A 13,085-nucleotide genomic window follows, 5' to 3' on the forward strand; every position below is an offset into this window, starting at 1 on the left:
ATACACCAGTAATATATGAAAAGGTAATTTCTTTGGAACCGTACAGGCATACAATCATGATGCCTTTTTCTATAACAAAAAAAGACCCTAAAATTCTGGGTCTTCATGTTGGCAGTCATATCCCTCTAATTCACTCAAACGAATCATGGCCATTTCCAGTATTTCTACCAAAGACTGTTCCTCTGTCGGTTGTAGCTCAAAGAAAAAACGTAAATGAGTGCAATCCTCTCTTTGTACATGTGCGACAAACGTAAACTGATCGGATTGTTGTAACACGCGCTTACGTTTTTGAATGGTATAATCTAACGAAAAGATGCCGTCCCATTCATGGTAGTGGTAAATCGAACTCACTTTAAAATTGAGACTCGTCCCATTTTTTCCCTTAGAAAAGGTGACGTGATCTTCTGGATAAAATCCAAGTCCAGTTGTTAATTCTCCTTCTAAACAAAACGAGATGCCCTGCGGCAAATCACCCGGCTTTAAGACATCGGCCCAACTCCCTGTGAGAAGTGCCACATTATTGCTATTTAGCTGTATCTTTTCGCCAAATACTACGATTTCCAGCTGGCCTTGAGCATCCTTTTGCGACTGAACATACATACGAATCTCCTCCTGATTCTCATATGTATGAAACAGTATAATCACTGTTTTGTACTTTCAAACCCAATTTTGTCTAGCTTCTTCTACTAAAAAAAGAAAGCCTTATCTTTTTTATAGATAAGGCTTAACAATGTGGAATTTTAATAAATTAGCTACAATGTCTTTGAATGTTAGTTAAACGTCGGTCGATGGTTACTAGCTGGCTCCGAATCTTTGATAAACGGTTTTCGGTACTATTTAATCGTTGATGAATGCCCTTAAGCCTTTGACGAATACGCTCTAATTGTTTCTCTGCATGCTCGGTTTGCTCGATTAGTTGAGCTATCAACAATGACCATCTCCTATGTTTTAAACTCCACAAAATGGATTTAACCGATTTTATTTCATTTGAAACAAATCGAAGTGTAAAAAAATAGTCCTGCCCGATAAAAAAGGCAGGACGACTATAACATTTATTACGCTTCAGCAATAATTGCTTCCAACGCAACTTCAATCATTTGGTTAAAGGTGGTTTGACGTTCCATAGCTGTCGTTTCTTCACCTGTCAAAATATGATCACTTACTGTAAGAACTGACAACGCACGCGCTCCAAATTTAGCTGCGATCGTGTATAGCGCAGTCGTTTCCATTTCAACTGCTAACACTCCATATTCTGCCAATTTCGGCATACGAGTCGCATCATCATTGTAGAACGAATCACTTGTAAATACGTTACCTACTCTTGTTGGCATGTTACGTTTTGTCGCTACATCATACGCTTTTTTCAACAAATCGAAATTAGCTGTTGGTGCATAATCGATATCGTTAAAACGTACTTTGTTAACGGCAGAGTCAGAAGAAGAAGACATCGCAATGATGACATCTCTTACTTTTACGTCTTTTTGGATCGCACCGCATGTACCTACACGAACCAAATTTTTCACACCATACGAATTAATTAATTCGTGAACATAGATAGAAATGGATGGTACGCCCATTCCCGTTCCCATAACAGAAACGCGTTTTCCTTTATAAGTACCTGTAAATCCTAGCATACCGCGAACATTATTAAAGCACTCTGGGTTTTCCAAGAATGTTTCAGCAATGTATTTGGCACGCAACGGGTCTCCTGGTAATAAGATTGATTCTGCGATTTGGCCTTCTTTAGCTTCGATATGTACACTCATGTTCGTGTCCCTCCAGTTATGTAAGAGATAGTTGGACGGGCATCAAAAGAGACGCCTTCCGTATTATAACCCATCCTCTCAACATATCATAGCTAAATTCTTCACAATCATGATTCCTTCGTAAGACTTTCTTCCACTCGCAGTATTCCCGCATGAGCGATGACCGTTCCTCTGACACCTAATGGCAAGGGGAGATTGGTGGGATCGTGACCAATTTGTATATTGGCTAAAGTAGGTTTTTGAAAGGGAACAATAATTCGTTCTATGATTTCCTCCACTGTAAAGCTCTCTTTCCCCTCTTTTGGTAAACAAGCCTCCCATGACCCTAATACGATAGCATTTGCATCAGAGAATTTTCCTGCCAAAGCTAGCTGAGTTAGCATACGATCCACTTGATACGGCTCCTCGCCTACATCTTCCAAAAACAAAATTTTATCGGTTGTATCAAGCTCATATGCTGTCCCTAACGTTGTACAAATCAAGCTTAGATTACCTCCAACAATAATACCAGATGCTTCACCAGGCACGAGGCAATGAATTGCTTCATTCAATGGATTCACGATCTCTCCCAATGGCTCTGTACGAAATAATACTCTTTCCATATACTCTTTTGATAGAGGATCAAAACCATTAATTGGTTCTACGGCTGCCATCGGTCCATGTAGTGTCGCTAAGCAAGCTTCTTGCATAAAAGCTGTATGCAGTGCTGTAATGTCACTATAGCCAATAAATAACTTTGGGTTCTTCACGATAATGGAGTAGTCTATTAGATCTAAAAGTTGTGGTGTACCATATCCTCCACGCAGGCACCAAATCGCATTCACATCTGGATCGCAAAACATTGCTTCCAGTTCACACACCCTATTTTCTGGTGTATCACTCAGATACCCACCAAAGGATCGATAGCTACTAGGTCCTACCTTTACACGTAAGCCCATTGCTTCTACCGCTTGTATTGCTATCTCTAAGCGCCCCCCTTCTATCGGACTTGCTGGAGCTGTTAACCCCACACAATCTCCAGCTCGCAATGTGCGTCCTTTATTCATGTAACGTCTCCTCCTTGTTGTCATGTCATTGCCCATAGACCATTTATATGCTTCTCGGCTGTACCAAGCTATTCTTCTCATCCCTAAAAAAACTAGCTTAGATTTTTTTAAGTCAAATTTAAAATGGACCGATAGGAAGGGCAATCGTGACAATTGTTCCCTCGTTTTCCTGACTATGGATCATAATTCTTCCTTGATGTTGTTTAACGACTTGATAGCACATAGTGAGTCCCAAGCCTGTTCCTTTTTCTTTCGTTGAATAAAAAGGTTCTCCTAACCGATGTAAACGTTCCTCTTCAATTCCGATACCTTCATCAACCACCGCTATGCATACCTCTAACTCGTTTACATACAACGTCAGAAAAATATCTCCTCCATCAGGCATCGACTCTGCAGCGTTCATGAGCAAGTGAACTACTACCCGCTTCATCAAATCACGATCGCAACAAACCAAAGGGATTTCTCCATAGAAATGAAAATCAATCTGAATATCTGAAATTAGTCTTTGATTTTCTTCATAAAATAGTTGAATGGCTTCCTCCAGAAGACATGGAAGGGACATACATTCACTTTTTATTGGTTCAGGCAAAGACAACTGCATAAACCCATCCACAATCTGTTCAATTCGCTCAAATTCTCCCGACATGATCTGTAAGTATTTCTTTATCCTCTCATCCTTATTTTCAGTTTGCTTTTGCATTAATTTAAGAAAACCTTTTAAGGAAGTTAAAGGATTACGTAACTCGTGAGCAATCGCAGCAGAAAGTTGACTTACTACCCATAGCTTCTCGGACTTGCACAGTCTTTCTTCAACCAATTTCCGTTCTGTGATGTTACGCACAATCCCTACCACAAACTGAGTTGAGCTTGCTTGCTTAATGGGGTGTAGGGCAACTTCGTACGTATATGTACCCAGCGGAGCATTCAAGCTCTCTTCATATTCGACTGTGGATTGTTGTTGGATGGCTTCCTTACATTTATCTACAGAAAACAGCATTGATTCTTCCTTGAGGAATGCGTGTACTTTTTTCCCAACAACTTCATGGTACTCATAACCAGTAGCTTCCAAAAAGGCTTCATTTACTTGCAATACAACTAATTGATGTTCTGCTGTTACTTTTATCAAGAAGATAATGTCTTTTACTTGGTTCATCAGAAATGAAAACGTGGCCAACTCAGTCTGCATGTTTTCCCTCTCCAGCTTTCGGTTCCTTTATTGTCTACCAAAAAACATCTTCCTCTTACATTCGACCCTTCTTACATATTTTCTTGCAACCAGCCTTCATCAAACTGCAAAAAAAGATTACTAGTCTCTGTGTATTTGAAAAAGAACAGCGATCCAAAGCTATAGGAAACAAAGGGACAAGCATATTCCTCAAGCTCATCCCTTGTACATATTATTGGAATTTTTTTGTTTCATAGGGGAAGAGAAAACCATGTAGAAATTACGAAATTTTTCTTCTACCTAGATATCCTTCTTCCATTCCATGATAATGAGAAACACTCCCCTCTCCCAACTTCCAACAGAGATATACCTCTACTCCGTCTAAAATAGCTGGAAAATCTACTAACCCAAGTTCTACCTCTTTAACTTGCATGCCATGCATTTCAATCGCTTTAGCATGCATTGTATACTCCATATGCAAAAATTCCAACTGACATTCTAATTCGAAAACCTCATGATCGGCATACTCATGAAACCCAATATGGTCAACATGACTTTTAACAATTTGTAGGCGATGATATTTCTCTGAAATTTCACGCTTTTGATCTCGTAAAAAAAGGAGCTCTTTTTCCAGAAACGGGACATATTCATTCGCTTCTTCTAGACTAAAGTATTTTTTACTCATGCAGACGTTCTCCCTTCTACGCTATAATCTACATTATAAGTAACAACAGACTTATCAAATTATTCATTTTTCTTCTAATATTTTACATGAAAACGTCTTCAAATGTAATCCAGAAAACTGTAATTCCCTAGCTTCTTGTGGTAGCTATTTTTTCTTGCCATCTTTGTTTTTCTCTCGCTACAATAGAGATATGAATAGTAAACAAAAACCAACCGCCCTCATGTTAAAATATTTGTACGCACATTTATTTGTTGTGGATCCAACACGCGAACTAATGCTAGAGAAACTTTCCTATCAGGACGTCTACGAGTTGATTCAACAAATCAAACGGTTCACAAAAGAGAAACAACAGTCTTTATCATCTTCTACTAGCTTTCAAGAGCATGTCATTTGGCGTATTGACACCTCATCTTCAGAGGAATTGTATCAGATTGGCAATAAACTAAGCCTTCAGTATTTTGGTCGCCCATGTAAAGTTCCTATTGAATGGGATAAATCGGTAAAGGATGCTGCAGGACGATTTATATTTGAGCGAACACACCAAAAGCCCATTAAAATTGTACAAAGCCTGTGGCAATACACCCAATTTGGTGCCCAGCATGTCATAGCTACTTTAAAGCATGAACTCGCCCATTACCACCTATGCTTGCAAAAAAAGCCCTTTGCAGATGGGGCACCAGAGTTCGTAGCAGAATGTAGACGAATAGGTGCTCCGCTGTTCGCGGTTAAAATGTTGGAAGGGTATCAGACATACTGTTCCGTGTGTAGCGCTAAGGCTGAGGTTTTGAAAAAACCGCGAAAAAAGGATAAAAGTCCATGTTGTAAAGCAGATCTCGTATTTAAAGAGTATATCATCCGTTTGCCTGATGGACGAATTGTCCAAGTAGAAGTGTAATCGTAAAGGAGTAAGAAAATGAGTCGTAAAGAAATAGAGGAACAGATCATCCGTCAATACCAGCAAGATGAACATATGATGATTCTTGTCTTCGCACAATGGTGCGTGAATCACAAGCTCGACCCACATGAGCTCTATCAGAGGGCATATCCTCATCAGAGTCAAAATCCATTGCTCAATCAGGTAATGGAACTAACCGTTTCCAAAGAAGAAGCTGGAGACATTGATAATGAGACCCTGATTGCTGTATTAACCATGTATGAAAATGACGACCTCGCTTATGTGGTAAGTCAGGAAATGGAACGAATTCCCAAACAAAAAAACTAGTAGAATGATCAGTATAGGAGTCAACTAAAGCTATTGAGTTACTTATTAAGTAGGAGTTAAACGTTCAAAGATAAGAGATCGTAGGGCGTACGTATACCTTGTTGCGTACGCCCTATCTATCTATTGATATTCCTACATATTTTCATAATCCGCTTGTTCTAACCAGTCTACGATGTCCTTAACCACTGAATCCAGACAACCTTCCTTAAACGGAGAGCGCAACTCCGCCAGCTCCACTATCTCTGTAAAGCTTTTGCTACCCCCTACCTCACAAATGCGCAAGTAATTTTCCCATGCATGTTCCCGGTCTTTATTAGCTAATTGCCAAAACTGGAAGGCACAAATTTGAGCAAGACCGTAGTCAATATAATAGAATGGGAACCTGAAGATATGGCGTTGTTGATGCCAGTAGTTACCTCGCTCTAAATAATCATTCTCTTCAAAGTTATAATAAGGGCGGTACTTTCGTTCCAACTGCCGCCACGCCTGTTTACGCTCCTCTACACTTGCTGTGTGATTCTCGTAAACAAAATGCTGAAATTCGTCCACCATACAAATGTAGAGAATAGAAGAGAGGCTATCATGTACATGCTCATATTTAAATTTCTCCGCGTCTTCTTTAAAAAAGAGCGCCATCCATGGCCATGTTAAAAATTCCATGCTCATGGAGTGAATCTCAGCTGATTCACTAGTTGGGAAAATGCATTCTGGCATAGGAATATGTCTGCTTGTGTAAGCTTGGAAGGCATGACCAACCTCATGTGTAAGTACTATAACATCGTGAGAAGTACCATTGAAGTTGGCAAGGATAAATGGAACTTGTTGCTCCTGAAAATAATCGCAGTAGCCACCTGTCACTTTGCCTTTTCTACTATATACATCAAATAAACCTCTATCTAGCATCATTTTGAAAAATTCGTTCGTCTCAGGTGATAGCTCTTCATACATCTTTTTTCCGTTTTCTAAAATCCACTCTGGATCACCCTTTGGAACTGGATTCCCAGTAGGAAATAACAAAGGATCATCATAATAAGTAAGAGTAGATACACCGATATGTTGGCGTTGGCGTTCTTTGAGACGATTCACGGCCGGAACAATCTGCTCTTTCACTTGTTCACGAAATACGTTAACCATCTCTTTGTTATAATCAATTCTTTGCATACGAGCATAACCTAACTCCACAAAAGAAGGAAACCCTAATTTGTGGGCAATGGTCGTTCTAATCTGGACAAGCTTGTCGAAAATTTGATCTAGTTCTTCTTCATGATCTTTTAAATATTGATATTTCGTTTCCATGGCTTTTTTACGGGTATCTCGATCAGTCGATTGTTGATAAGGACCTAGCTGTGGCAAGGATATTTCCTGACCGTCAAATTCAACCTTGGCACTTGCTATTAATTTTACATATTCACTGCAATATTTGTTCTCCTCCTGTAGATCATGCAAAATATCTGGAGAGAAGGTGCTCATTTGCTTTTCTGCCAATGCAAAATAAACCTTTCCCCACTTTTCCTCATGATTTTCTCTGTGACGCGAATGTAAAATAGAACGATAATACTCGTTCTTCCACTCATCAAAGTATGGAACCTGCTCATCGTAAAATTCCTGTTCTGCCTGATAAAATTCATCTTCCGTATTAATTGAAAACCGGTTGCTTGCAGTGCTCCATGCTGTAAGAAACTTACGTTGCAGGGCAAGAATGGCGGTTATGGCTGCTTCTTCTTGTTCATAGCTACTCGTTTCTGTGAAATTATTTAATTGTTCAGTAAATTCACCTTTCATTTGTGACATACTAATTCGTTCATACGGAAAATCCTTAAATTTTAACATACGTGCTATCTCCCCCTTCTCTCTATTCTTAGATTCGTTTTAGAACAGAAAACTCCTGCTTTTTTATTAAGAATGGCTTCAAGATAACCAGTACCATTAAAGAAAAACTTTTCAATATGTCTATTTTCCTGCTATATTTATATCATTTGACCTATCTCTCGTTTTTTCTTACAATTTATACTTGAAAAGGACTAAATTTACTTATTTCAAAAAAACATCTTTTATGTTATTAATATGTATGATTAAACCAAGCAGGATATTGTTATTATTTGTCGAATCTTGCAATGAGAACTAATGTTCAATTTTGGATATGTCACCTATAGGAGGAAAAGAAGTGACCGAACAATCCAAGGGTTTCGTCTACATTATTGGAGCTTTGGTAATCTGGTTACTTTTGCTCCTAACCTTTCAATTTCTACTAAATATGAAACAAATCCAAGAGTTCACACGAAAAAGTGTAGCGGAACATCAAATTGCTTTGATTCTAGAAGGTCCTACTTACGATCAAGCTTGGAATAGTGCAGCATTGCAGACCATGTATAAGCTGCAAGACAAATACCATTTTGATCTAGAGATCGTACGAGAAGTGGATAGAAATAAGATTAATAAAGTGGCGACCCATCTAGCGGAGTCAGGTTATGATTTAATTTTGGGTCATGGAATTGTTTTCTCAGATCCCTTTACAGAAGTAGCTGTAAATTATCCAAAAACACGTTTTGTTACACTTAATGGAACAGCCACTTATCCAAATCAGACGGCCATTCAATTTGATATGGAACCAGCTGGTTATATGATCGGTAAACTGGCTACCTTGATGTCCAAAACAAAAACGGTCGGTTTTATCGTTGCGGATATGCCAAATGATAAGCCACTTGCTAATGGATTGAAACGTGGCGTTATGGAAACAGATCCATCCGTAAAAGCTTTAGTCACATTTATTCCAGATTACAATGATACAGAAGCCGCAGTCAAAGCCGCTCGCAACTTGATGAATGAGCACAATGCTGATGTGATTTACTCTGCGGGAGATAGTATTAATTTACAAGTAATTAATGAGGTGCAAAAGCGAAATGTACTTGCTATCGGTTATATTAGTGACCAGCGTTTCTTAGCTCCTAATCACGTGATTTCTAGTTTGGTGCAGGACGTACAACAAATTTATACGACCCTCATTGAACAATATCTCCAAGAAAGGCTTCAGAGTGGTACTGTGCTATATGGACTTAATGAAAATGTCAACTGTTTAGGTCCTTATGGGAAAATGGTCCCTATTTCTGTCCAACTGGAGATGAATCGTACCATTGAAAAACTAAAACGAGCCAATGCCCATTGATAATGGCTTAGGAGGGATTTTTGTGTCCCCTTTTCGCAACATGGGATTTCAGATGAAAATGATGTTAAGTTACTTTGTGATGATGCTTCTCATTGGCTCCGTTGCAATCCTGAACAGTTATCAAATTACCAAGGTAACCTCTGAGGAATCTCATTTAACGCAAAAGGTTGTTCCGCAAACCAATGCTTTACTAGAACTGAAAAATCAATTGTACACGAAGATGTTTGCCCTACAGATGTATGTATCCACTCAGGAACCGAACTATCTAGAAAAATACTATACGGTGTTCGAGTTACGCGATACGTTTACTATGTTGAAACGAAATGAAGAAAACAAAGAATTTTTCCGAATTATCGACCTTATTCACGAGTTAGATCTTATTTTTCTTAATAAGGTAGATCCATTACTCAAGGCAAACAACGTAGATGCTGTTACCTTCGTCTTGACAACAGAAGTAGACCCTAAGATCGCTTATTTAGAGAAATTTGTCAGTTTGTCTTTACGAACGATTGAAGCGAAAACATCAGAAGAAGTGCTAAACAGTAGCAAGAGACTAAAATTTTCACTGATTATTACATATACAATTTCTGTAGCATCCATCTTGTTCGGCTTATTTTGTACACTCTATTTCCGAAAAGAACTGATGCGTCCTATTCGCTCGCTACTTAGACAAGTACGGGAGGTTTCACACGGAACATTCGGGCAACAAATTACTTACAGTGTACGCGATGAATTTTTTGAATTAGCACAGGAATGTAACAAAATGTCTCGCAATATTTCTATTCTCTTTCAACAAGGAGAGCGGCAAAATCAAACGTTGGCCCAAGAAAAATATGTGCGGGAACAAATTCTTGATTCCTTGCCTGTAGGGATTATTACCCGTCATTTTGTTACTGGTGAAGTCTATATTAATCGCAAAGCCTTAGAATTGGTGCAGTTAGATGAAGAGTCCTATCCTCGCACAGTGACACCACAAGTCTGGGTGACGAAAGATGATCCAGACATTGACTGTGATTCGGTTTGGTTTGAAAATAAAAAAATGGAGCTATTACACAAAAATAACTCCCCTTTTCTTGGGTTAGTTTCCTATGTCCCCCTACGCGATAATGATCAAGGAAATATGGGATGGATGGTTGTTTTGTCAGATATTACCGAACAAGAACAGGTACAACAGTATATTCACCAATCGGAAAAACTAGCCTTAGTGGGACAATTAGCTGCTGGCGCCGCCCACGAAATTCGTAACCCTCTGACGGTAATCTATGGATTTATTCAACTTTTACAACAAAAGTTAACTAAGGAAGAGCGTAAACAATACCATCTAGCATTAGTGCTACAAGAGATTGAACGTGTGAACAAAATCGTTACAGAAATGTTACTTTTGTCTAAACCTTCGACACCTATTAATCGTGAAATTCCTGCCTTGGAGCTATTGAACTCAATCTTCACCCTAACAAAGGGGGAAGCTCTTCTGCATGGAATTGAGATGAAATTTATTTGTCCCTCAACCATCTCACTTTATGTTGATCAGGAGCAAATGAAGCAAATCCTGTTAAATCTAATGAAAAACAGCATGGAGGCAATGCCTCAAGGTGGACAACTAAAAGTCGTTTGTACAGAAACGAAATTAGGCGTACGTATTCGCATTATTGATACCGGAAACGGTATTCCTGCCGAGTATCTATCTCGTGTAATGGATCCTTTCTTCTCTGAGAAAGAAGGGGGAACAGGTCTAGGTCTACCTATTACGATGCGTCTTGTGAGCAATCATGGCGGTGAAATGCAAATTGAGAGCGAATTAGGCAAAGGTACTACCATTACCATTGATCTCCCCAACCAGCAAAAAAAGCTGAAGGATCAGACCAGATCATAAAAACACATAAAACAACACCTTACAATAAATAAAAGGGGTATTCGAATAGTCGAATGCCCCTTTTGTTTTTCTATTTTACTTTTGCTTATACTGCGAAATGAGATTCATTTTGGTATCCCATACCAATTGGCTTAAATCTACTGGATATCTCTCTGGATTTAATTTGCGTAGATACTCATCCCAGAACATTTGATACTGTCCCTTATGGTATTCTTTTGTTTCTTCCAGAGACGGTGACTCATACACCAAAACTCCATCCGTATAGATCGTTTGTAGCAACTCGATTGCCTCGTAGTTCTCCACGAATTTATGGAGATAAACGTGAACTGGATCAAATAACATGATTCGTGGCAGACCATGCACTTGCTCTTCAGCCATCGCAATATAATCCCCTTCTGCCTTGCCTGTATCCTTGTTGATTACTCGATAAACGCGCTTGTTGCCTGGTGTGGTAATTTTTTCCGGATTACCCGAGATTTTAATCGTAGGAATGTAGTGGTTATCCTCTTTCTTTGCTACCACTTTGTAAACCCCGCCTAATGCCGGATTATCCTCCGCCGTAATCAGCTTAGTTCCAACACCCCAGGTATCAATCTGCGCGCCCTGCATTTTCAAGTTAAAAATCACACCCTCATCCAAATCGTTGGATGCAATAATACCAACTTCCGGGAATCCAGCATCGTCCAGCATTTTGCGAGCTTTCCTCGATAGATAAGCAATATCGCCACTATCCAATCGAATGCCTTTTAAACGCTTGCCTTCTTTGCGTAGCTTCTCTCCCACCTTGATGGCATTCGGTACTCCGCTTTTTAACGTATCATATGTATCAACAAGTAAAACCACATTGTCAGGAAGCGCCCTAGCAAATTTCTCAAACGCTTCTTCTTCCGTAGCATGGTCCTGTACCCAAGAATGGGCGTGTGTACCCTTTGTAGGGATTTTAAACAGCATACCAGCCCGCATGTTAGACGTGGCATCAAATCCCGCTAAATAAGCTGCACGTGCTCCCCATACAGCTGCATCTGCTTCCTGTGCTCGTCTGGTACCAAACTCTAACAATGTCTCGTTTGGTGCAATCAGACGAATGCGTGCCGCTTTTGTTGCGATCAGAATCTGATAGTTTATAAAGTTTAGGATTGCTGTTTCAATTAATTGCGCTTCAAAGACGCGAGCTTCTACCTGTAACAATGGTTCATTTGGAAAAATAATGGTACCTTCTGCCATACAACGAAGTTGACCCGTAAAACGCAATCCCGCTAATTCTTCTAAGAAGGCAGGTTCATAATTTTCTTCCTGCTCCGCCAAGTACTCCAGCTCTTGTTTTGTAAAGTGTAGACTGTCAATATATTCAATGACCCTTTGTAAGCCGGCAAACACAGCAAAGCCATTTCCAAAAGGCAACTTCCGGAAATAAGCCTCAAAGACACGAATTTGATTGTGAGTACCATTTTTCCAATGAGCATACATCATGTTGATCTGATATTTGTCCGTATGTAACGTCAAATTCTCATAGTTCACAGCTGGCAGCTCCTTTATTTTGACACGACGGTGGCACCCATCGCATTCTTGAAGTGTTGCAAGGCCCATTCATGCCCTGTAGCAGAGAAGCTTTGCACGGCATCCTCATGAATAACCACTTGAAATCCACGATTGTACGCATCAACAGCCGTATGAAGTACACAAATATCTGTACATACGCCAGTCAGATGAATTTCCGTAATACCTTTTGTCCGCAGACGAATGTCCAAATCGGTTCCTGCAAAAGAACTATATCTGGTTTTATCCATCCAGATAATGCGTTCATTATTTTGTTCATAAACCGTCTGAACGCTCCCATAAAGATCGCGTCCATGTGTCCCCCGAATGTTATGAGGAGGATATAATTTTGTCTCAGGATGGTCAGGGTCGTTCTCCTCATGAAGATCAACAGCCATAATAATCTCATCCCCGGTTTGCAGAAACTCTTCTAATAGCGAAACAATACGATCCTCAATAGCTTGTCCAGGAGCCCCACATGTTAGTGCTCCCTCGTCAGCGACAAAATCAACCGTATAATCAATAACAAGTAGTGCGCGGTTCATCAGCCACATCTCCTTCCCGAAGGCGGCTCTCCATGTAAATGTGTGCCGCTTTGCATTCATATGCAACATTGTATGATGAGGACA

Annotated in this window: 13 protein-coding genes; 4 read left to right on the forward strand and 9 right to left on the reverse strand. The window is 39.7% G+C overall.

The window, feature by feature from the left end:
* Positions 1-87: 87 nt before the first annotated feature.
* From EEL30_20500 to EEL30_20525, 6 genes are all read right to left on the reverse strand, one after another.
* A complete protein-coding gene (locus EEL30_20500) occupies positions 88-600 on the reverse strand; it encodes a hypothetical protein (GenBank protein ID QDX94453.1) in 513 nt (170 codons plus the stop codon).
* A 148-nt stretch (positions 601-748) separates the two neighbouring features.
* Positions 749-931 carry a hypothetical protein gene (locus EEL30_20505; GenBank protein QDX94454.1) on the reverse strand — a complete coding sequence of 61 codons (183 nt, stop codon included), beginning with the start codon at positions 929-931 and terminating at the stop codon, positions 749-751.
* Between the two features lie 124 nt (positions 932-1,055).
* Positions 1,056-1,766 (reverse strand): purine-nucleoside phosphorylase, encoded by a 711-nt coding sequence (gene deoD / locus EEL30_20510; protein ID QDX94455.1) that lies wholly within the window; start codon positions 1,764-1,766, stop codon positions 1,056-1,058.
* A gap of 107 nt (positions 1,767-1,873) precedes the next feature.
* Positions 1,874-2,812: an LD-carboxypeptidase gene (locus EEL30_20515; GenBank protein QDX94456.1), complete on the reverse strand. Its 939-nt coding sequence runs from the start codon at positions 2,810-2,812 to the stop codon at positions 1,874-1,876.
* Positions 2,813-2,930: 118 nt separating this feature from the next.
* A complete protein-coding gene (locus EEL30_20520; protein QDX94457.1) occupies positions 2,931-3,998 on the reverse strand; it encodes a PAS domain S-box protein in 1,068 nt (355 codons plus the stop codon).
* A gap of 259 nt (positions 3,999-4,257) precedes the next feature.
* Complete coding sequence (locus EEL30_20525; protein ID QDX94458.1) at positions 4,258-4,662, reverse strand: DUF2203 family protein; 405 nt, start codon at positions 4,660-4,662, stop codon at positions 4,258-4,260.
* Positions 4,663-4,852: 190 nt separating this feature from the next.
* Between EEL30_20525 and EEL30_20530 the strand changes: the two genes are divergently transcribed.
* Both EEL30_20530 and EEL30_20535 read left to right on the forward strand, forming a co-directional pair.
* Complete coding sequence (locus tag EEL30_20530; protein QDX95838.1) at positions 4,853-5,557, forward strand: sprT domain-containing protein; 705 nt, start codon at positions 4,853-4,855, stop codon at positions 5,555-5,557.
* Between the two features lie 18 nt (positions 5,558-5,575).
* A complete protein-coding gene (locus tag EEL30_20535; protein ID QDX94459.1) occupies positions 5,576-5,884 on the forward strand; it encodes a hypothetical protein in 309 nt (102 codons plus the stop codon).
* Between the two features lie 132 nt (positions 5,885-6,016).
* Here the strand turns inward: EEL30_20535 and EEL30_20540 are convergent, their stop codons facing one another.
* Positions 6,017-7,714, reverse strand: coding sequence for a M3 family oligoendopeptidase (locus EEL30_20540; GenBank protein QDX94460.1), 1,698 nt, complete (start codon positions 7,712-7,714; stop codon positions 6,017-6,019).
* Positions 7,715-8,048: 334 nt separating this feature from the next.
* Here EEL30_20540 and EEL30_20545 point away from each other — a divergent pair, with 334 nt between their 5' ends.
* Together EEL30_20545 and EEL30_20550 are read left to right on the forward strand one after the other, a co-directional pair.
* Complete coding sequence (locus tag EEL30_20545; GenBank protein ID QDX94461.1) at positions 8,049-9,047, forward strand: BMP family ABC transporter substrate-binding protein; 999 nt, start codon at positions 8,049-8,051, stop codon at positions 9,045-9,047.
* 22 nt (positions 9,048-9,069) lie between these two features.
* On the forward strand, positions 9,070-10,920 hold the full coding sequence (locus EEL30_20550) for a HAMP domain-containing protein (GenBank protein QDX94462.1): 1,851 nt from the start codon (positions 9,070-9,072) through the stop codon (positions 10,918-10,920).
* A 75-nt stretch (positions 10,921-10,995) separates the two neighbouring features.
* Here EEL30_20550 and EEL30_20555 read toward each other — a convergent pair whose 3' ends face one another.
* Complete coding sequence (locus EEL30_20555; GenBank protein ID QDX94463.1) at positions 10,996-12,438, reverse strand: nicotinate phosphoribosyltransferase; 1,443 nt, start codon at positions 12,436-12,438, stop codon at positions 10,996-10,998.
* Between the two features lie 14 nt (positions 12,439-12,452).
* Complete coding sequence (locus EEL30_20560; protein QDX94464.1) at positions 12,453-13,001, reverse strand: cysteine hydrolase; 549 nt, start codon at positions 12,999-13,001, stop codon at positions 12,453-12,455.
* Positions 13,002-13,085: the final 84 nt, after the last annotated feature.

The organism is Brevibacillus laterosporus, from assembly GCA_007833815.1.
GTDB lineage: Bacteria > Bacillota > Bacilli > Brevibacillales > Brevibacillaceae > Brevibacillus_B > Brevibacillus_B laterosporus_D.

What these genes read in the sequence shown, in the direction of transcription:
- EEL30_20500 (QDX94453.1), bottom strand. Translation starts at nt 600, where the DNA reads ATGTATGTTCAGTCGCAAAAGGATGCTCAAGGCCAGCTGGAAATCGTA.
- deoD (QDX94455.1), bottom strand. Translation starts at nt 1,766, where the DNA reads ATGAGTGTACATATCGAAGCTAAAGAAGGCCAAATCGCAGAATCAATC.
- EEL30_20515 (QDX94456.1), bottom strand. Translation starts at nt 2,812, where the DNA reads ATGAATAAAGGACGCACATTGCGAGCTGGAGATTGTGTGGGGTTAACA.
- EEL30_20520 (QDX94457.1), bottom strand. Translation starts at nt 3,998, where the DNA reads ATGCAGACTGAGTTGGCCACGTTTTCATTTCTGATGAACCAAGTAAAA.
- EEL30_20525 (QDX94458.1), bottom strand. Translation starts at nt 4,662, where the DNA reads ATGAGTAAAAAATACTTTAGTCTAGAAGAAGCGAATGAATATGTCCCG.
- EEL30_20530 (QDX95838.1), top strand. Translation starts at nt 4,853, where the DNA reads ATGAATAGTAAACAAAAACCAACCGCCCTCATGTTAAAATATTTGTAC.
- EEL30_20535 (QDX94459.1), top strand. Translation starts at nt 5,576, where the DNA reads ATGAGTCGTAAAGAAATAGAGGAACAGATCATCCGTCAATACCAGCAA.
- EEL30_20540 (QDX94460.1), bottom strand. Translation starts at nt 7,714, where the DNA reads ATGTTAAAATTTAAGGATTTTCCGTATGAACGAATTAGTATGTCACAA.
- EEL30_20560 (QDX94464.1), bottom strand. Translation starts at nt 13,001, where the DNA reads ATGAACCGCGCACTACTTGTTATTGATTATACGGTTGATTTTGTCGCT.